The sequence below is a fragment of the Yersinia thracica genome (assembly GCF_902170565.1).
GTDB lineage: Bacteria > Pseudomonadota > Gammaproteobacteria > Enterobacterales > Enterobacteriaceae > Yersinia > Yersinia thracica.
Map to the genome: position 1 here is coordinate 74810 of NZ_CABHXX010000009.1, position 20434 is coordinate 95243.

The window sequence follows — 20434 nt, forward strand, 5'->3', positions numbered from 1 at the left end:
CTGTTACAGATTCTTGATGTTTTCAGCTTCTAACTCGCTGAAATATTTTACAGTTTTAACCTTCAATTCCATCGTCGATGGTTCGTCACACACCATAATGGCTTTGGCATGCAGTTGTAGGCAACTGATGGTCCACATGTGGTTGATGCTGCCTTCGACTGCGGCTTGCAAGGCTTGCGCTTTACCGCGACCGGTCACCAGAATCATCACTTCTTCAGCATCTAACAATGTGCCGACACCGACGGTAAGTGCGTATTTCGGCACGAGGTTTGCATCACCACCAAAGAAGCGCGAGTTCGCGATGCGAGTTTCTTCGGTCAGGGTTTTGATGCGGGTACGAGAGGCTAAAGAAGAGGCCGGCTCATTAAAGGCAATGTGGCCATCAACGCCCACGCCACCCATGAACAGGTTAATTTTGCCGTAAGATTTCATTTTTTCTTCGTAACGACGACATTCTTCATCGATATCAGGCGCGTTACCGTTCAGTAGATTGATATTTTCAGCAGGGATGTCGACATGATCAAAGAAGTTTGTGTGCATGAAGGTGTAGTAGCTTTCTGGGTGCTCTTGCGGCAGCCCAACATATTCATCCATGTTGAAAGTGACCACGTTTTTGAAGCTCACTTCACCGGCTTTATACAGCGCAACCAAGTGCTTATACGCTTCCATCGGTGTGCCGCCAGTAGGCAGACCCAGTACAAATGGACGCTCGGCGGTGGGTTTAAATGCATTGATGCGGTTAAGGATATAACGTGCGGCCCATTTACCAACTTCTGTGGTGTTTTTCAGTGGGATAAGTCTCATCTTGCACCTCTTTGATTGCTAATAGTGGCTATACTCTACGCGGATTGAATCATTCAGATAAGCGTAACTCAGATTTTGACTCATGCGTTGGTACAATGCTTTGTTCATTTTTCGAATGATAAAATAAGTTTTGTGTCATGGCTAGTGTATTGGTGCTTTTTGACTGGTTTTTGGTGACGTTTATCACAAAATAGGGGGTTTTAATTTGCGTTACGAAATAAATTTTTTACACTCCGCAATGAGTCATTTGTATCGTGAATAAATAGCGCGCCGTGAATAAATAGAAAGTGTGCCATGCGTTTTTCTAAAAGGTAGTGAGTCAAATAAATAAACTACTTAAAGGGTCCGATATCGGACGAATAGGGGGAAAGGTGAATATTCTTAGTTACTTGCAAAAAGTGGGTCGGGCTCTGATGGTCCCAGTGGCGACACTGCCTGCAGCCGCGATATTGATGGGTGTGGGCTACTGGATAGACCCGGTCAGCTGGGGGGGTGATAATGCGCTAGCGGCATTGTTTATCAAGTCCGGTGCCGCCATCATCGATAATATGTCCGTGCTGTTCGCCATTGGTGTGGCTTATGGTATGTCAAAAGATAAAGACGGTGCTGCTGCATTGACCGGCTTTGTCGGCTTCCTGGTATTGACGACTCTATGTTCGCCAGCCGCGGTTTCGATGATTCAAAAGATCCCGGTTGATCAGGTTCCTGCTGCTTTCGGCAAAATCAACAACCAGTTCGTGGGTATCCTGGTGGGTATCATCTCAGCTGAGTTGTACAACCGCTTCAGCAGCGTTGAATTGCCAAAAGCACTCTCTTTCTTCAGCGGTCGCCGTCTGGTTCCGATTCTGACGTCTTTCCTGATGATCGTGGTTGCCTTCATTCTGATGTACGTTTGGCCACTGATTTATAACGCATTGGTGACTTTCGGCGAATACATCAAAGATATGGGTTCTGTGGGCGCGGGTATCTATGCCTTCTTCAACCGCTTGCTGATCCCAGTCGGTCTGCATCATGCCCTGAACTCCGTGTTCTGGTTTGACGTTGCCGGTATTAACGATATTCCTAACTTCCTGGGTGGCCAACAGTCCATCGATAGCGGTAAAGCTGTTGTCGGTATCACTGGCCGTTATCAGGCAGGTTTCTTCCCAATTATGATGTTTGGTTTACCGGGTGCTGCGTTGGCGATTTATCACTGCGCTCGTCCGGAAAACAGAGCGAAAGTGGCGGGTATCATGTTGGCGGGAGCATTCGCTGCCTTCTTCACCGGTATCACTGAACCACTTGAATTCTCCTTCATGTTCGTGGCTCCAGTGCTGTACTTCATCCACGCCGTGCTGACCGGTATTTCTGTGTTCATCGCCGCCAGTATGCATTGGATTGCCGGCTTTGGCTTCAGCGCCGGTCTGGTGGATATGGTGTTGTCTTCGCGTAACCCGCTGGCGACACATTGGTACATGTTGATCCCGCAAGGTCTGGTGTTCTTCGCCATTTACTACGTGGTATTCCGTTTCACCATCAAGAAATTCAACTTGCTGACTCCAGGCCGTGAACTGGCTGTTGAAGGCAGTGAAGAAGATGGTTATGACGTGAATGTTGATAAGACGCCTGAAGTTAACGAAAGCGAAATTAATGGTCTGGCGCGTCGTTACATTGGTGCCATCGGCGGTTCAGATAACTTGACAGGTATTGATGCTTGTATCACCCGCCTGCGTTTGAACGTGAAAGATTCTGCCTTGGTCAATGACGTTGTAGCCAAGCGTTTAGGCGCTTCTGGTGTTATTCGTCTGAACAAACAAAGTGTGCAAGTGATTGTGGGTACTCGTGCGGAACTGATTGCTTCGGCAATGCGTACGGTATTGGCCGGTGGCCCGGTTCCTGCGGCAAGTAGCTCTGTTGCTCCTGCTGCGGCCAAGCCTCAAGCGGTCATTAACACCACGAAAACAGCTTCTCTGATATTGGTTTCTCCCATCACCGGTGATGTTGTGGCTTTGGAAGAGGTCCCTGATGAAGCCTTTGCCAGTAAAGCGGTAGGTGAAGGTATTGCCATTCGTCCGACGGATAAAACAGTGGTTTCTCCGGCGAACGGTACCATCGTAAAAATCTTCAATACTGACCATGCTTTCTGCCTGGAAACTGAAACCGGCGCTGAGATTGTGGTTCATATCGGGATTGATACCGTGAAACTGAACGGCCAGGGCTTTGCACGTCTGGTTGAAGAAGGTGCCACTGTGGTTGCTGGTCAACCGGTGCTGGAACTGGACTTGGCTTATCTGAATGCTAATGCGCGCTCAATGATTAGCCCAGTTGTCGTCAGTAATATTGATGATTATGCCGGTATCTCGGTATTGGCAGGGGGTTCTGTGGTTGCCGGTCAAAGCCAATTGTTTGAGATCCAAGGCAAATAACTTGAGATCAAAGGTAAATAATGAGTTTAAGATTCGCAGTGAAAAAGTGCTGATGTACTGAGTCACTGGTCGGAGTTTTCATCAAAGCAGCGGGAAGAGAGCAATCTCTTCCCGTTTTTTTGTTTTATTTCGGTTGTTTCCAAGTCGGGCTTGTTGGATTATATGCGGTTATATTTGTTGCGTTTGCATTGAGGAATAGAACAATGAGTGAGGCAGAAGCCCGCCCGAGTAATTTTATCCGTCAGATTATTGACGAAGATTTAGCCAGCGGCAAACACACGTCGGTTCATACCCGCTTTCCGCCAGAGCCAAACGGCTACTTGCATATTGGTCATGCGAAGTCTATTTGCCTGAACTTTGGTATTGCACAAGACTATCAGGGCCAATGCAATCTGCGTTTTGATGACACCAACCCAGTGAAGGAAGATGTCGAGTTCGTCGAGTCGATTAAACGCGACGTCGAGTGGCTAGGCTTCACCTGGAGCGGTGATGTACGTTACTCCTCAGACTATTTTGATCAATTGTTCCAGTACGCTGTAGAGCTGATTAACAAGGGCTTGGCGTATGTGGATGAGCTGACTGCTGAGCAGATGCGCGAATATCGCGGCACGCTGACCGCACCGGGCAAAAATAGCCCTTATCGCGACCGCAGTGTGGAAGAAAACTTGGCACTGTTTGAGAAAATGCGTGCCGGTGGTTTTGCTGAAGGCACCGCTTGCTTGCGCGCCAAAATCGACATGGCGTCGCCGTTTATGGTCATGCGTGACCCGGTGTTGTATCGCATTAAGTTTGCCGAGCATCATCAGTCCGGTAACAAGTGGTGCATCTACCCGATGTATGACTTTACCCATTGTATTTCTGATGCGATCGAAGGAATTACCCATTCACTCTGTACTTTAGAGTTCCAGGATAACCGCCGCTTGTATGATTGGGTGCTGGATAATATCTCCATTGAATGTCATCCGCGTCAGTATGAGTTCTCTCGCCTGAATCTCGAATATTCCATTATGTCTAAGCGTAAGCTGAACCAATTGGTGACCGAGAAGGTGGTAGAGGGCTGGGATGATCCACGTATGCCAACCATCTCTGGCTTGCGTCGTCGTGGCTATACCGCAGCATCAATTCGTGAATTCTGCCGCCGTATTGGCGTCACCAAACAGGATAACAACGTTGAGATGATGGCGCTGGAATCCTGTATCCGTGATGATCTGAACGAAAATGCCCCACGGGCTATGGCCGTTCTTGACCCCATCAAGGTGGTTATCGAGAACCGTGCGTCAGGGGAAGAGTGGCTGACCATGCCAAATCACCCGAATAACCCGGATATGGGCACCCGTCAGGTCCCTTTCGACAGTGAGATTTATATTGATCGCGCTGATTTCCGTGAAGAAGCCAATAAGCAATACAAACGCCTGGTTCTGGGTAAAGAAGTGCGCCTGCGTAATGCTTATGTGCTCAAAGCTGAGCGTGTTGAAAAAGACGCAGAAGGCAATGTCACGACGCTTTATTGCAGCTATGACGCAGAGACTTTAAACAAAGATCCTGCTGATGGACGTAAAGTGAAAGGCGTTATTCATTGGGTTTCTGTGAAGCATGCATTGCCAGCGGAAATCCGGTTATATGACCGTTTGTTTAGTGTACCAAACCCAGCGGCGGCGGAAGATTTCTTGTCCACCATCAACCCTGAGTCTTTGATTATCCGTCAGGGCTTCGTTGAGCCAAGCTTAGCTGATGCGACACCAGAAAAAACCTATCAGTTTGAACGTGAAGGTTATTTCTGTGCCGATAGCCGTTATTCACGGCCAGAAGCTTTGGTGTTTAACCGCACTGTAGGTCTGCGTGATACCTGGGCGGCTAAAGTCACTAACTAGTATAGTTGCTGGATTTACCCCAATTGGCGTGGCTTAGTCCACGCCTTTTTCATGCCCATTATAGGGGTGTTGTTAGTTTTACTAAACACGGCCCCATCCTTTCAATTTCTTCTCTTTCCCATCCTATTCTTTGGTCAATCTCGACTGATTGTATTCTTTTCTCTCCTTTGAGTGGCTGTCTGTAAGTCTTTCTTAAATATTCGCTTTACGAATTAACTAAGAAAATAACACTGATTTACTCGGATAAATCTTATGTTTAACTGGTTAAGCTGAAACCATTCAAGATGTCAATATGAGACGATTTCGCTTCTAAATTATCCTCTTATGCATTGTTTTTTAAGCTTTTGTGAACTCTGTAATATTTTTTCACAGTTATGTGCTCATTGTCATACTTTGAATAATTAGCTCCTTTTTTGATTGATAATTCGCGTCGCGAAAAATAGTCTATATTCCAGCAACAATCTTCGTGAGTGTGTATTTCGACAGCGAAGTTTGTTTTTTTAATGAGCAACTGCTGGTGGAGATTTCTTCCCAGCAAAACTTTACCCACTAGGGTTTTTTTGAGGCTAAACCTGTGAGCTGTGGTGGACACAGGGACGGCACTTTAAATGTGATGTCAAAGAGGAATTTTTTCATATGGTTACGCACGGTGCTAAACGTAAAACATTGGCGCTCGCAGTCGCGGGTGCCTTGTTAGGAACGGGGTTTATGGCTGCCCCAGAAGCCAAGGCAGAAGGCTTTGTTGATGATTCATCACTGACGGGTGGTATTTACTATTGGCAGCGTCAGCGTGACCGTAAGGATTTAACGCCGGGTAGCGCAGAGTATGGCAAGTATGTTGCTAACCTGCATCACTCCACCTTTAACGCCAATCTCGATTTCTCATCCGGCTATGCCGCAGATATGTTCGGTATTGATTTAGCGGCTTTCGGTGCAGTTGAAATGACCAACAGCGGCCCAGCGGCTCCAAACGAAATTGGCTTCAGTGATGCCAAAACTCGTTGGGATGAAAAATGGACCGGCGATAAGAGTGGCGTCAGTATTTACAAAGCGGCAGCCAAATTCAAATTAGGTGATTTCTGGGCGCGTGGTGGTTATATCCAACCTACTGGCCAGACACTGTTAGCTCCACACTGGAGCTTTATGCCAGGCACCTATCGTGGTGCTGAAGGTGGCGCGAAATTTGATTTTGATACAGCGGGCGCACTGTCCATGTCTTACATGTGGACTGATGAATATAAAGCGCCTTGGTATCAGAATATGTACAACTTCCGTCAAGCTGATGGCAAGACCGGCATAAGTTACCTGCACTCAATTGGTGCCAAATACGACTTTAAAAACAAGCTGGTACTGGAAACCGCATTCGGTCAAGCCAAAGATTACATGGACCAATACTTTGCGAAAGCCTCTTATGCTTTCCCAGTTGCGGGTAATGATCTACGGACTTCTTATCAATTCTACGGTGCGAAAGACAAAGTTGATGGCGGTTTCAAAGATGTTAATGACGTCTATGACGGCCTTGCCTGGCTACAAGCATTGACTCTCGGCTATACCACTGGGCCATTTGATTTGCGCCTGGAGGGGACTTGGGCCAAAGCTGATGGTAACCAAGGTTACTTCCTGCAACGTATGACCCCAGGCTACGCAACCTCCAATGGTCGCCTGGACGTGTGGTGGGATTCCCGCTCTGACTTCAACGCCAACGGCGAAAAAGCGCTGTTTGGTGGTGTGATGTATGACCTGAAAAACTGGAATATGGCCGGTTGGTCAGTCGGGACTTCTTATGCTTATGGTTGGGATGCCAAACCAAGCACCAATCCAATTTATGACCAGAATGTGCGTTTGAAAGAATCGGCATGGAACTTTGACGTGCTGTACACCCTGCAAGAAGGCCGGGCGAAAGGCACATTATTCAAACTGCATTACACCATGTATGACAACCACACCAATATCCCAAGCTATGGTGGCGGTTTCGGCAACGTATTCCAGGATGAAAAAGACGTCAAATTCATTGTGATTGCGCCATTTACTATCTTCTGATTTTACCCCGTTTGATTGCCATCCCCGGCCACCGTGCCGGGGACATAATGGAGTGCCACCATGAAAAAAGTCCTTTTTATCATTGCCGCAGTAATGGGATTAAGTGCTTGTGCCACACAAGGCCCAATCCAGCCGGAAGACAGCAAACTTAAGCAAGCTTATAGTGCGTGTATCAATGCCAGTGAAGGCCAACCGGAAAGATTGATCCCGTGCAAGGCGGTGCTGAACGTTTTGAAACAAGAAAAAGCGCATCAAGCTTTTACTGACAAAGAGACTGTTCGGGTATTGGATTATCAGCGTTGTATTGATGCTGCCCATACCGGCAATGGTCAGGCCTATGACGCGCAGTGTGGCAAACTGTGGCAAGAAATTCGCAAAAATAATTAATTAAGTTAGTAAAAACAATTAATTAGATGAGAAAAGACAAGTAATTAAGTTCGCGACAGAAATTTAACTAACAATAATTACTGCCAGTAGCGATTTTGGCAGTAATTATTCATTACGGATGAGGTTAGTGATGAATAAATTCAGATTGAACGCGTTAGCGGCAATAACCGCAACCTTTGGCCTGATGGGGTACGCGCATGCGGATACCACCAACCAACAGCTGGTTGATCAACTCAGTACGTTGAAAGTTAACTATAAAATATTGGATAACCGCGCTGCTGAAAATGGCGTGGATTGTGCCAAGTTGGGGGCTGACTGGGCATCATGTAATAAGGTCTTGATGACTCTGACCAACACCGGGGATGAGATTAAAGGCCAAGACTGGGCCATTTACTTCCACAGCATCCGGCGGATTCTGACTGTCGATGACGACCAATTCAAAATTACTCACCTGACCGGCGACCTGCATAAAATTGAGCCTACCGCTAAATTCACCGGCTTCCCCGCCAACAAGGCGGTTGAAATCCCGATCACTGGCGAGTACTGGCAGTTATTTGCCACTGACTTTATGCCGCGTTGGTATGCCACTTCAGGTGATGCGAAACCAAAAGTTCTGAAAAGTACCGACACTGAGGATATTAATGAATATCTGACTCAGTTTACTGGCGATCAGTGGAAGCGCACTAAAGACGACAATAACGTGCTGATGACGCCGGAATCCCGTTTCGTTAAAAACGAAGCAGTGAAAACATTGGCAGCAACTAACCTGCGCGGGCAGATTATCCCGACGCCGATGGCAGTGAAGATTCACCAACAAGATGCTGATTTGAGTAAAGGTGTGGCTCTTGAGCTGAGCACTTTACCAAAACCGGCAGCGGATGCTGCACAACAGCGTTTTGAATTATTGGGTTTGAAATCGGATTCCGCTGGCTTCCCGATTAAAACGCTGATTCAGCCGTCTGCTTTTAAAGGTGATTTAGCCGCTTCTGGTGCATATGAGCTGAAAATCGGCGAAAAAGGGGCGCAAGTCATAGGTTTTGACCCGGCTGGGGTGTTCTACGGTTTGCAATCGATTCTTTCTTTAGTGCCGGTTGATGGTAGCAAGACGATTGCAACATTGGAGGCCAAAGATGCGCCGCGCTTTGAATATCGCGGTGTCTTCCTGGATGTCGGGCGTAACTTCAAAACCAAAGATGCGGTGCTGCGTTTGCTTGATCAAATGGCCGCTTACAAGCTGAACAAATTCCATTTCCACCTCAGTGATGATGAAGGCTGGCGTATTGAGATCCCAGGCTTGCCAGAACTGACGGATGTCGGTAGCAAACGTTGCCACGATTTAACGGAAACCACCTGTTTATTGCCACAATTGGGTTCTGGCCCGGATAGCAATAATCTGGGTTCCGGTCATTTTAGCCGCACTGATTACATCGACATTCTGAAATACGCCAAAGCGCGTCAGATTGATGTCATTCCTGAAATTGATATGCCAGCCCATGCTCGTGCGGCTGTGGTATCAATGGAAGCTCGCTACAACAATTTGATGAAGCAGGGTAAAGAAAAAGAAGCCAACGAATTCCGCCTGGTTGACCCAACAGATGATTCTCAAACGACTTCGGTTCAGTTGTATGAGCGCAAAAGTTATCTCAACCCCTGTCTGGATTCTTCTAAACGTTTTGTCGACAAAGTGATCGGCGAAATGGCTCAGATGCATAAAGAAGCCGGTATGCCGCTAAACACTTGGCATTTTGGCGGCGATGAGGCCAAGAACATCCGTCTGGGTGCTGGGTTCCAGGACAAAAACAGCCCGATTGAGCCGGGCAAAGGCATCATTGATAAGAGTGTTGAAGATAAACCCTGGGCTAAATCACAGGTTTGTCAGGACATGGTCAAGCAAGGCAAAATTCAGGATATTGAGCATCTTTCCAGCCACTTCGCCATTGAAGTTAGCAAGCTGGTGAATGCCCACGGCATCGAAAAAATGCAAGCCTGGCAAGATGGTCTTAAAGATGCCAAAGATTCGAAAGATTTTGCCACCAAACGTGTAGGCGTTAACTTCTGGGATACCCTCTATTGGGGTGGGGCCGACTCAGTCAATGATTGGGCCAATAAAGGCTATGAAGTGGTCGCGTCCAACCCGGATTATGTCTATTTCGACATGCCGTATGAAGTTAACCCAAATGAACGCGGTTATTACTGGGCAACTCGCTTCAACGACGAAGCTAAAGTCTTTAGTTTTGCGCCGGATAATATGCCGCAAAATGCTGAAACCTCGGTCGACCGCGACGGTAATCACTTCAGCGCCAAGAGTGATAAACTTTGGCCGGGTGTGCAGGGTATTTCAGGCCAATCATGGAATGAAACTGTTCGGACTGACGAACAGATGGAATACATGATTTTCCCACGGGTATTGCCGCTGGCTGAACGTGCCTGGCATCGTGCGCCATGGGAACAAGATTACAAAGCGGGCCGCGAGTACAAAGGTGGCGAAACCCATATGGTCGATACCAAGGCGTTGAACTCAGATTGGCAGCGTTTTGCCAATATTATGGGACAACGTGAATTGGCGAAACTGGATAAAGCCGGTGTTGCTTACCGCTTACCGGTTCCGGGGGCGCGTGTTGTTGCCGGGGAGCTGGAAGCTAACATTTCCTTGCCGGGGCTGATTATCGAATATTCCACTGATGGCGGTAAGCAATGGCAGAAGTATGATGCCAAAGCCCAACCTAAAGTCAGCGGTGATGTGTTGATTCGCTCGACAAGTCCGGATGGTCAACGTAGTAGCCGGGCAGAGCCGGTTAAAGTTTGATTATTGCTGTCAAAGTGCTGTGTCTGATGTTAACTCCTGTTTGCCAGATTTTTAGGTAAACAACATTAAGTGAAATTGTGTCGATGGTTTTTCCCCGGCGAGTCCGGGGTTTTTTTTTGCTTAAAATTCAGATGGGTGGCCGTTAAATGAGCAATAAAAAATGAATTTGTCACGAGGAGAGGGATGCAGGATATCAGTAACAAAAATGACCACCTGACTCCCAACTGAAATGACTTGTGGGAAAGGCGGCCATATTGCGAATTGCTTATTTCAGCATTATGTGAAAATCTTTATATGATCAATGAGATAAAACCATATTATTTTGGATCGTGCGCAGACTCATCTTCACGGCAATTGCCACTGGCACAGTGACCATATAGATACAGGCTATGATTAGTCAGCTTAATGCCATGCTTTTCAGCAATATCACGCTGCTGTTTTTCAATCTCTTCATTGCTAAATTCAATCACTCTGCCGCAATCCAGGCAAATCAGATGATCGTGATGATGCTGTTGCGTCAATTCAAAGACTGATTTACCGCCTTCGAAATTGTGGCGGGTCACAATACCGGCATCATCAAACTGGTTCAGTACGCGGTAAACCGTCGCCAAACCAATTTCTTCACCGATATCGATCAGCTTTTTATAAAGATCTTCCGCGCTGACGTGATGGTTAACCGGATCTTGTAACACTTCCAGAATTTTAAGCCGGGGCAGCGTTACTTTAAGGCCTGCATTTTTTAAGGCTTTGTTGTTGTCAGTCATGCGGATTCAGTCCTATTACTATCGATTCAAATTAAGGCCGTTCAGCCTATGACATCCGTGGCGCAATATTCTCAATTGCGTCTCATTATAGAACTGCTAGCCCCAAATGAAAACCGTGGTTGTTAACAAAGATATAATCGCACACTTTGCCCCATTAATCATGCAATGTATTGATGGATGGGATTGTTGCATCATTTAAGTATATGACTGCCAAGCGTAACGTTACAGATTTGTAGCGGTTTATTTTCATTTTGCACGGATGAATATGCGGATCTGTGGGCGGGTTAACAAGTATAGCGAGAGACATAAGAAGTCACGGAAACGCGGTTTGATGTTTAACATCACCCTCGCGTTTCCGACACGGCAAGTTAACCGGTAATTTCAGCGAGATTCAGTTCTTCACTGATCTGTTTTACCCAAGCGCTAACACGTTCATTTGTCAGTTCTGGCTGGCGATCTTCATCAATAGCCAAACCGACAAAGTGATCATCATCCGCCAAGCCTTTGGAAGCTTCGAAGTGGTAGCCTGCCGTTGGCCAGTGACCGACAATAGCAGCACCGCGTGGTTCGATGATATCGCGCACCGTCCCCATCGCATCACAGAAATATTCTGCGTAATCTTCTTGATCGCCGCAACCAAACAACGCGACCAGCTTGCCGTTGAAATCGATCTCTTCCAGTGTCGGGAAGAAATCATCCCAATCACACTGGGCTTCACCGTAATACCAGGTTGGGATACCGATCAGCAGAATATCGAAGCCTTCTAAATCTTCTTTGCTGCTTTTGGCAATGTCATAAACCTCAGCAACCTCTTTGCCCAGTTGCTTTTGGATCATCTTGGCAATGTTTTCGGTATTGCCAGTATCGCTGCCAAAGAAAATGCCTACAGTTGCCATATAACTTAATACCCTTAAATTCAAATAGTTATGCAAATTACTGAGCGCTCTACCCAATAATATAACACATGTATAGGGCGATATAATGCCAGAAAACCTCGCCAGGCCGATATCAAGTTTATGCGATATAAAATTTTTGTGAGCCGCTCAACCTTATAGGGTCATTGCCGATAACCTTTGTGTAACCGAAAGGTTGCAATTTGCGGTGCCAGGGGGAAAACCGCCAGATGAAAATTTGTCGGGAAGGAGTTGTCGTTAGCTGTATGGAACGTCCTTTATTGCTTTTCGGTCATCAAATAACATCAGCGTTTTAACAGTAAGTATCCGATATATAAGGGGAACGAACATGCAGTTTTTAAGAGATATTACCATCAGAGCCGCGCTCCTTTGGGTGCTTGGGGCATTTTGCCTGCTATGGGGTGGTGTATCGGGTTATACGTTGCTGTCACTGAATCAGCTGACACAATCCTCTAATGCCAACAGTGTGTTGGTTGAAAACATGAATTTAGTCAATCAGGGGACGGATCAATATTTTCGGATGGTGACACGTCTGGCCCGCTCAGTGGATTATCGACAGAGCGGTAATCTTGCGGATGCCGATAAAGAACTCAAATCATCCAATGTCGCACTTGAAAATCTGAAAAAAGAGTTGGCGCAGTTTAAAGCCATCGACCATGCACAGATTGATCCCGCATTGGTGAGTGAGGTGATTGATGGGTGGAGTGGATTAATTGATCAGGGGGTGACGCCGCTATATCAGGCGGTAATGGATAAGAATGACGCAGCCTATGAGGATTTAGCCAAAAAGACCGTGCCGGCGCTAAGTCGCCACTATGGTTCTGTTGCAGAGGATTTTACTCATGCTGCTTCACAGGCCATCGGCGTGGCTAAAGAGCAATTTGCTCACCTGACCCGAGTCAGTAGCATGACATTAATCTCTGCTTTGGTGGCGGGATTAGTGATTTTGCTAGTAACGGATCGCTACCTTGTTATCAACATGGTGCGCCCGCTGGATGATATCCGCGCACATTTTCGGGTGATTGCCTCAGGCCAGCTTGGGCAACCCATTGTAGATTTTGGTCGTAACTGTGTCGGGCAATTATTTCCACTGCTACGTGATGTGCAGGCCAGTTTAGCTAACACGGTAAAAGCTATCCGCAGCAGCACTGATGGGATTTATCACGGGGCGGCAGAAATTTCTGCCGGTAATACGGATTTATCATCGCGAACTGAGCAGCAGGCGGCTGCATTGGAAGAGACGGCCGCGAGTATGGAGCAATTAACGGCAACGGTAAAACACAACGCAGATAATGCACATCACGCCAGTCAATTGGCGGCAAATGCTTCTATCACCGCCAAAAAAGGGGGGGCGCTGGTGGCCGATGTGGTGCATACCATGGATGAGATCTCCGCCAGTTCACGCAAAATAGCCGAAATTACCACGGTAATTAACAGTATTGCTTTCCAGACCAATATTCTGGCACTCAATGCCGCCGTTGAAGCGGCCAGAGCCGGGGAGCAAGGTCGGGGGTTCGCCGTGGTCGCCAGTGAAGTCCGCAATCTTGCACAGCGCAGTGCGCAGGCGGCGAAAGAGATTGATAGCTTGATAGCCGAATCAGTAAGCCGTGTTAGCAGCGGTTCGGCATTGGTAGAAAGCGCCGGGATAACCATGGATGAAATTGTTCGTTCCATCACCAATGTCACCGATTTAATGGGCGAGATAGCGTCGGCGTCTGATGAGCAAAGTAAAGGCATCACTCAGGTCGGGCAGGCGGTGGCGGAGATGGACAGTGTGACTCAGCAAAATGCTGCGCTGGTGCAGCAAGCTTCCCGAGCAGCGGCTTCGCTGGAGGAACAGGCGGCTCAGTTAAACCAGGCGGTAGCCGTGTTTAAATTGCGCTCAGATGATGAGCGAGCAAAACCGGTAACCAAACCTCGGGCCAGGATTTTAGCGGCGACGCCGACGAGTAAGGTGGATAACAACACAAACTGGGAAACTTTCTAACCCTATTTTGCAAAGACTGTTTTGCAAAAACTATTTTCAAAAACGACTGTGAGGATATTGGCGTGGCGTAATCACTTACGCCACGCCGTCGTGATAACCGATGGGGGTAAAATCAATGGGGGTTAAAACCAACAGGATTAAAACCAACAGGATTAAAACCCTTCTTGTGAGTGTTCTAATTGAGCCAGTAACATCTGTTCAATCAGTTCACTACGGCTGATGTTGCGCTGCTCAGCAAGGCTATTGAGAGCATCGACGGCATCGGCATTAATCTTCAGTTCCACGCGTCGTAAGCCACGTACTTTATCGCGCCGTAGTTGATTTCGCTTATTAATTCTAAGCTGTTCATCACGGGATAATGGGTTTGTTTTCGGGCGCCCCGGACGGCGTTCATCTGCGAACAGATCCAGCGTCGTGCGATCCGTTTGTTCTTTTGCCATAGGTAGCGGTACTACAAGGGATTGACATCAGAAATTTCTGATGATTCGGTTTACACGTTTCAGGCCAATACTTTCATTATTTGGCGCTACTATAACTCTGCAATGTCAACTAATTTGAGTATGAACTAACAGCCTGAATTTGCATTTGCCACCAAACTCCGTAGCAAATTTATAGCGCGCCATAATACCCTAGCCAACCGAGCAACGACAATGCTTTACTGAGATAAGATTGGTCTAATTCATTCTTTTTTGCACAATTTTTCCACAGGAAATACATTTCTTTTCCCCAGGGTATGATTTTTAATCAACATCCATTGTGCAGGGTTCATTTTTTGTTCAGCGCTATTTTTCGCCACGGCTGTTTTTAGTGATAAAACCGCATTAATCTATAAATCGGTGAATTGCGCGTAATACAGAATCCGGTTTTTCCGCATGAACCCAGTGGCCAGTTCCGGCAACAACATGAGCTCGAGCTTGCGGAAACTGGCGCGCAATCTCATCGCGATAACTGTCTTGAATATAGGGCGACAGTTCGCCGCGAATAAACAGAATAGGGTGTGACCAAGGGGGGACCGGCTGCCAGCCAACAATATTTTCGTATTGATCCCACAATGCGGACACGTTAAACCGCCATTCACCATTGTGGAATGATTTCAATAAAAACTGAATAACGCCGTCTTCTTTTATGAATTCGCGCATCAACTGAGCGGCTTCCTGACGTTGCGTCAGGCCCGCGGCACTGACCGCATTAAGGGCAGCGAAAATGGTTTCATGGCGGCGCACTTGATAACTGATCGGCGCGATATCTATCGCGACCAGTTTTTCAATGCGCTCGGGCGCGATTGGCGTCATGGCCATTGCCACTTTACCGCCCATGGAATGGCCGATAATAATCGCTTTTTCTATCTTGAGGTTATCCATCAACTCCAGTACATCCTGCGCCATGCAAGGGTAATTTACTGTTGGTGAGCGAGGGGATAAACCATGGTCGCGCAAATCGACCTGAATTACGTCATGGTCTTGATGTAAGTCACGGGCCAGCACCCCGAGGTTATCCAGGTTACCAAATAGCCCGTGGATCAGAATAATCGGCAGGGAAGGGCTAGGAGAAAGTGCATTTTGTAAACGGAAGTTTAATTTCATGGCGATGTTCATACAGAAAGACATTCTGCTTAGGGTAGCATGACTGAATGTGCTTGAAACCATGCGGTTTAGTGAGCCCATCACATTGGCGGCAATCCAAAGTCATTGAGGGGAAAGTTGGATGCCCCCCTAGAGTCTGTTAATCTAACGCAAAGTGGCGAAGTATCGTAAAACCAGATGGTTGAAAAATGTAGATCAAAATTAAATTTTTCATGAACTGCCATAAAAAATATATAAAAATCAATTGAATTATTGTTTTGGATAAAGATGAAAACTATTGAACTCGACGAAGAGCTTTATCGCTATATCGCCAGCCATACGCAACACATTGGTGAGAGCGCGTCCGATATTTTGCGGCGCATGTTGAAGTTTACGGCCGGTCAGCCGATACCCAGCTTATCTACTCATCACTTATCAGCCAATAATGACGTAGCCAAAACCGCGCCAGCTTCAGCGCCACGGGATCGCGTGCGCGCAGTCCGTGAGTTGCTGCTGTCCGATGAGTATGCTGAGCAAAATAGGGCGGTTAACCGCTTTATGTTGGTGTTATCAACACTTTATACCCTGGATACACAGGCATTTGCTGAGGCGACCGAATCTTTACATGGCCGTACTCGAGTTTATTTTGCCGGTGACCAACAGACTTTGTTACAAAACGGGACACACACCAAACCCAAACATGTCCCTGGTACGCCATACTGGGTGATTACCAATACCAATACCGAGCGTAAACGCAGTATGGTGCAACATATCATGCTGACAATGCAGTTCCCGCCAGAGTTGACCGATAAAGTGTGCGGGACTATCTAATTTCGTTGAAACAATACCCAAACAACGTGAAATTGCAGCTAACCATCCTGCAATTTCAAGTGTGAAGGGGAGATAGGGAGTAGTGACTGTGGCTAATCACCCTCGTGCCGGGCAAGCTGCTCAGCAAAGCGATTTGATTAATGTTGCTCAGTTGACGTCGCAATATTATGTATTGCAACCTGATGCTGAAAATCAGGACCATGCAGTCAGATTTGGGACGTCGGGCCATCGTGGCAGCTCATTGCGCCACAGTTTTAATGAAGCACATATTCTGGCCATCGCGCAGGCGATTGCTGAAGTTCGCCATCAGCACGGCATTACTGGCCCATGTTATGTAGGTAAAGATACCCATGCGCTGTCTGAACCGGCCTTTATTTCGGTGCTGGAAGTGCTGACGGCGAATGGTGTCGATGTTGTGGTGCAGCAAGATAATGGCTTCACTCCTACTCCGGCCATTTCTCATGCCATTCTTTGCTATAACGCGCAGGGTAAAAATTTGGCCGATGGCATTGTCATCACGCCATCCCATAACCCCCCTGAAGATGGCGGCATCAAGTATAACCCGCCGAATGGCGGCCCGGCTGATACCAATCTGACCTCGGTGATAGAAAAGCGCGCTAATCAATTACTCAGTCTGAAATTAGAGGGTGTCAAACGCCAAACGTTGGATAAAGCCTGGCGCGGTAATCATCTGCGTGAGCAGGATTTGATTCAGCCGTATGTTGAAGGTTTGGTCGATGTCGTTGATATTCCTGCCATTCAACAGGCTGGTCTGACATTAGGTGTCGACCCACTCGGCGGTTCAGGTATTGCTTACTGGCAGCGTATTGGCGAGCATTATAAGTTAGATCTGACGTTAGTTAATGATGCTATCGATCAGACTTTCCGCTTTATGCATCTGGATCATGATGGTGTGATCCGCATGGATTGCTCATCAGAATACGCGATGGCGGGCTTGCTGGCTTTACGTGATAAATTCGATTTAGCCTTTGCTAATGATCCCGATTACGACCGCCACGGCATTGTGACGCCAGCCGGTTTGATGAATCCGAACCATTATTTAGCGGTATCAATCAATTACCTGTTCCAGCACCGCCCACAATGGGGTGCAGATGTGGCGGTGGGTAAGACGCTGGTATCCAGCGCGATGATTGACAGAGTGGTGGCTGATTTAGGCCGTAAATTGGTGGAAGTTCCGGTCGGTTTCAAATGGTTTGTTGAGGGTTTGCACGACGGCAGCTTTGGATTTGGTGGTGAAGAGAGCGCTGGGGCATCTTTCCTGCGCTTTAATGGCAAACCTTGGTCGACGGATAAAGACGGCATTATCATGTGCTTGCTGGCGGCTGAAATTACCGCGGTTACCGGTAAAAATCCACAGCACCATTATGATGATTTAGCGAAACGCTTTGGCGCGCCAAGCTATAACCGTATTCAAGCTCCTGCAACCCAAGCACAGAAAAACGCACTGTCCAAGTTGTCACCAGAAATGGTGAAAGCCAGTACGCTGGCAGGTGACCCAATCACTGCCCGCCTGACGGCGGCTCCGGGTAATGGCGCATCCATTGGGGGGTTGAAAGTGATGACCGACAATGGCTGGTTTGCCGCGCGCCCATCGGGTACTGAAGATGCCTACAAGATTTACTGTGAAAGCTTCTTAGGCGCGGAGCATCGCGAAAAGATAGAGCAGGAAGCGGTGGATATTGTCAGTGCAGTATTAGCCGGTAAATAGTCATTACAGGTAAGAAATAGCGCCGGTTGGCGCTATTTCGCCAACACCCATATAAGCAAAAAACCAACGGCGATATTCGCTATTGTTAATATTCTACAGTGACCAAACCGCCAGCAAAACTATCCATCGGTATTGGGTGTTTTAAATATTTTATATTGGACTGAGAGGCTTCCTTGGGGGCAAAAGAAGATAGCGCTTGAGTAATATAAGTTATATCAGGTAAGTTATCACCAAAATAGAAAGCACTTTCTACATACATTTCACGTAATGCATTATTCTTCTCAATTAGTACGTCAATCAGACTTTTTCCTGTTAACTTCTCAGTGTCAGGCATTCTTTGACCGAAAAAGAGAGATAAGTCTGTTTGGTAAAAATCGCCAAGATCTACATTGTCAGCCAACATGGCTAATGATTTTTCAGGGTCATTAGCATACTCTTTTACTATGTTATCAATTAGTTCTTTATAATCATCTATATCACTATCTTCGCCATAACGAAGATAGGATTTTGTCTCTAATTTTTTTATTTTAACACCATCTTGAGCATATTGATCTTTGATGATTACAACGACTTTGTTAGGGTGTTTTTCGGTGGTGGATATCATAAAATGATTACCATAACGACTAAATTGTAATTCATGAAAAAAATAATCATGAAAACCAATTGAATTATTCTCACCGCTATATTCAACTATTAAATTAATGCCATCAAATCTGGAAAATATATATGCATCATCCCCCTGTCCTCCTGCCAAGTAATCATTGTTTTTCCCGCCTTCGATTCGGTCATTACCATTGCCCCCAAATATTATATCACTTCCGCGCCAATTGGTTTTACTGGCAAAACAGGCAAAGCCATCAGCATCACCATGTAATTCATCGTTGCCATCACCACCATCAAGGACGTCATCACCCGCGCCACCGGCCAGTCCATCATTGCCTCTGCCTCCCACCAGGGTGTCATTGCCATTCTGGCCAAATAGAGAGTCAAAAGAATCATTACCAATGAGAATATCATTGCCATCCCCGCCGGTTAAATTATCATTTTTATTTCCACCGATAATAATATTATCGCCATCCCCACCAATAACTTCATTTCTGATATATTTATGCCCTAAGAAATTTTCATCTCTATTTAATAGGGTGCTTTTTGATGGTTGGGTATTCATGATTAAATGGTGTGCAGAGTAATACTCAAGATCTTTCCTTGTTAGTAGTATTTCTTTACTGGGGCCGTCGTAAAAATTCTTTCTTTTGTAGGTTTTTTCCAAGGTTAAAAATAACTCATATTTAGTGCCGGATGTATCATGTAAAATAATGGATTTAACACTAACACGACCTTTTCTAACCACTCTGAAGGTCATTATGGTAACAATATCCTTTCTTTTATCAAGAAAGATTATTTTAAGGTATGAAGACGAATATTTAAAAAACACCCTTTCGGGATGTACATTTTTTATTAAAATCGATTTGTTATTTTTATAGGTAATTAATTCGCCTGTTACTGTCTGGGCTATATCCCTTTTGTTAATTTTATTGTCACTCAAAATATTCCACCTTTTATATAATAAGTTAATAACTATGAGGGTATGAATTTTAAAAAAAACCTCTCACATAATTAAAATGGAGAAATTCTATATTTATCATATTTATCATATTTGAAATATTCAATGCTACAAATGCAACATGCATTAATAAAAGAGCACTTCATTTATTCTTAATGATAAATCATATGCTCTTAAGTAAAGATTGGTGATAACTATAGTCTATTCTTTATTGCAAGTGTATTACTCTGTCATTTTTATATTGTGACTTCTTATTAGAATAATAAATATTATCCCAATGCCACCATCAATGCGCCAGCAGTGATTAGCGCGACACCTAATCCGGCCACTAATGATATTTTTTCGCCAAACAGAATAAAGGCCAGAATCACGGCGAAAACCACGCTGAGCTTATCAATGGGCGCGACTTGTGAGACATTGCCATTCTTGATGGCCATAAAATAGAACAGCCAAGATAACGCCCCCGCGACACCACTAAGTACCACAAAAAGAAGCGCTTTTTTATCTGCTAATACTGTGCCGACCAGATTGAATTTTCCCTGAACCACCACCACGCCGACCAAAAATAGCGCCATCACCACAGCCCGCACGGCGGTCGCGGTATTAGCATCCAAATGTTGCAGACCGATTTTACCAAAGATGGCCACTAAAGATGCTGAAACGGCGGACAGTAGGGCATAAATCAACCAAGTGCTCATAATCAATAAGACCTATTATCATCAAAAACCTGATGCTACGCCGTTAAGTTTATTTTTCATAGTCTTGAAAGA

The 20434-nt window shown here is 46.1% G+C and carries 15 protein-coding genes; 8 read left to right on the forward strand and 7 right to left on the reverse strand.

Annotated features, from left to right (window positions below; translation table 11 throughout):
• Positions 1 to 3: 3 nt before the first annotated feature.
• The gene (gene nagB, locus FTA91_RS01660; protein ID WP_050112657.1) at positions 4 to 804 is read right to left on the reverse strand and encodes a glucosamine-6-phosphate deaminase; all 801 of its coding nucleotides are present in this window, start codon (positions 802 to 804) and stop codon (positions 4 to 6) included.
• A 371-nt stretch (positions 805 to 1175) separates the two neighbouring features.
• Here nagB and nagE point away from each other — a divergent pair, with 371 nt between their 5' ends.
• The 5 genes from nagE (at position 1176) to FTA91_RS01685 (ending at position 10313) form a co-directional block, all read left to right on the forward strand.
• Complete coding sequence (gene nagE / locus FTA91_RS01665; RefSeq protein ID WP_145535854.1) at positions 1176 to 3209, forward strand: N-acetylglucosamine-specific PTS transporter subunit IIBC; 2034 nt, start codon at positions 1176 to 1178, stop codon at positions 3207 to 3209.
• Between the two features lie 203 nt (positions 3210 to 3412).
• Positions 3413 to 5080, forward strand: a complete 1668-nt coding sequence (glnS, locus tag FTA91_RS01670) for a glutamine--tRNA ligase (protein WP_050112661.1) — start codon at positions 3413 to 3415, stop codon at positions 5078 to 5080.
• Between the two features lie 636 nt (positions 5081 to 5716).
• Positions 5717 to 7120 (forward strand): chitoporin ChiP, encoded by a 1404-nt coding sequence (gene chiP, locus FTA91_RS01675; RefSeq protein WP_050112663.1) that lies wholly within the window; start codon positions 5717 to 5719, stop codon positions 7118 to 7120.
• A gap of 60 nt (positions 7121 to 7180) precedes the next feature.
• A complete protein-coding gene (chiQ, locus tag FTA91_RS01680; RefSeq protein ID WP_050112665.1) occupies positions 7181 to 7507 on the forward strand; it encodes a ChiQ/YbfN family lipoprotein in 327 nt (108 codons plus the stop codon).
• A 130-nt stretch (positions 7508 to 7637) separates the two neighbouring features.
• Complete coding sequence (locus tag FTA91_RS01685; protein ID WP_145535850.1) at positions 7638 to 10313, forward strand: beta-N-acetylhexosaminidase; 2676 nt, start codon at positions 7638 to 7640, stop codon at positions 10311 to 10313.
• 317 nt (positions 10314 to 10630) lie between these two features.
• On the opposite strand, the gene fur is transcribed toward FTA91_RS01685, so the two are convergent.
• Together fur and fldA are read right to left on the reverse strand one after the other, a co-directional pair.
• A complete protein-coding gene (fur, locus tag FTA91_RS01690) occupies positions 10631 to 11077 on the reverse strand; it encodes a ferric iron uptake transcriptional regulator (protein WP_050112669.1) in 447 nt (148 codons plus the stop codon).
• Positions 11078 to 11445: 368 nt separating this feature from the next.
• Entirely contained in the window at positions 11446 to 11973 is a 528-nt protein-coding gene (gene fldA / locus FTA91_RS01695; RefSeq protein WP_050112671.1) for a flavodoxin FldA, read from the reverse strand.
• A 346-nt stretch (positions 11974 to 12319) separates the two neighbouring features.
• Between fldA and FTA91_RS01700 the strand changes: the two genes are divergently transcribed.
• Positions 12320 to 13978 carry a methyl-accepting chemotaxis protein gene (locus FTA91_RS01700; RefSeq protein WP_050112673.1) on the forward strand — a complete coding sequence of 553 codons (1659 nt, stop codon included), beginning with the start codon at positions 12320 to 12322 and terminating at the stop codon, positions 13976 to 13978.
• A gap of 152 nt (positions 13979 to 14130) precedes the next feature.
• Here the strand turns inward: FTA91_RS01700 and ybfE are convergent, their stop codons facing one another.
• The gene (ybfE, locus tag FTA91_RS01705) at positions 14131 to 14418 is read right to left on the reverse strand and encodes a LexA regulated protein (RefSeq protein ID WP_004715753.1); all 288 of its coding nucleotides are present in this window, start codon (positions 14416 to 14418) and stop codon (positions 14131 to 14133) included.
• 381 nt (positions 14419 to 14799) lie between these two features.
• Positions 14800 to 15561 carry an esterase gene (gene ybfF, locus FTA91_RS01710; protein WP_050112675.1) on the reverse strand — a complete coding sequence of 254 codons (762 nt, stop codon included), beginning with the start codon at positions 15559 to 15561 and terminating at the stop codon, positions 14800 to 14802.
• 267 nt (positions 15562 to 15828) lie between these two features.
• On the opposite strand from ybfF, the gene seqA reads away from it, so the two are divergent.
• On the forward strand, positions 15829 to 16371 hold the full coding sequence (gene seqA, locus FTA91_RS01715) for a replication initiation negative regulator SeqA (protein ID WP_050112677.1): 543 nt from the start codon (positions 15829 to 15831) through the stop codon (positions 16369 to 16371).
• An 88-nt stretch (positions 16372 to 16459) separates the two neighbouring features.
• Positions 16460 to 18100, forward strand: a complete 1641-nt coding sequence (pgm, locus tag FTA91_RS01720; RefSeq protein WP_145582813.1) for a phosphoglucomutase (alpha-D-glucose-1,6-bisphosphate-dependent) — start codon at positions 16460 to 16462, stop codon at positions 18098 to 18100.
• Positions 18101 to 18185: 85 nt separating this feature from the next.
• Here pgm and FTA91_RS01725 read toward each other — a convergent pair whose 3' ends face one another.
• Both FTA91_RS01725 and FTA91_RS01730 read right to left on the reverse strand, forming a co-directional pair.
• Positions 18186 to 19646 (reverse strand): calcium-binding protein, encoded by a 1461-nt coding sequence (locus FTA91_RS01725; protein WP_235896815.1) that lies wholly within the window; start codon positions 19644 to 19646, stop codon positions 18186 to 18188.
• 287 nt (positions 19647 to 19933) lie between these two features.
• The gene (locus tag FTA91_RS01730; RefSeq protein ID WP_004390561.1) at positions 19934 to 20362 is read right to left on the reverse strand and encodes an EamA family transporter; all 429 of its coding nucleotides are present in this window, start codon (positions 20360 to 20362) and stop codon (positions 19934 to 19936) included.
• Positions 20363 to 20434 lie beyond the last annotated feature (72 nt).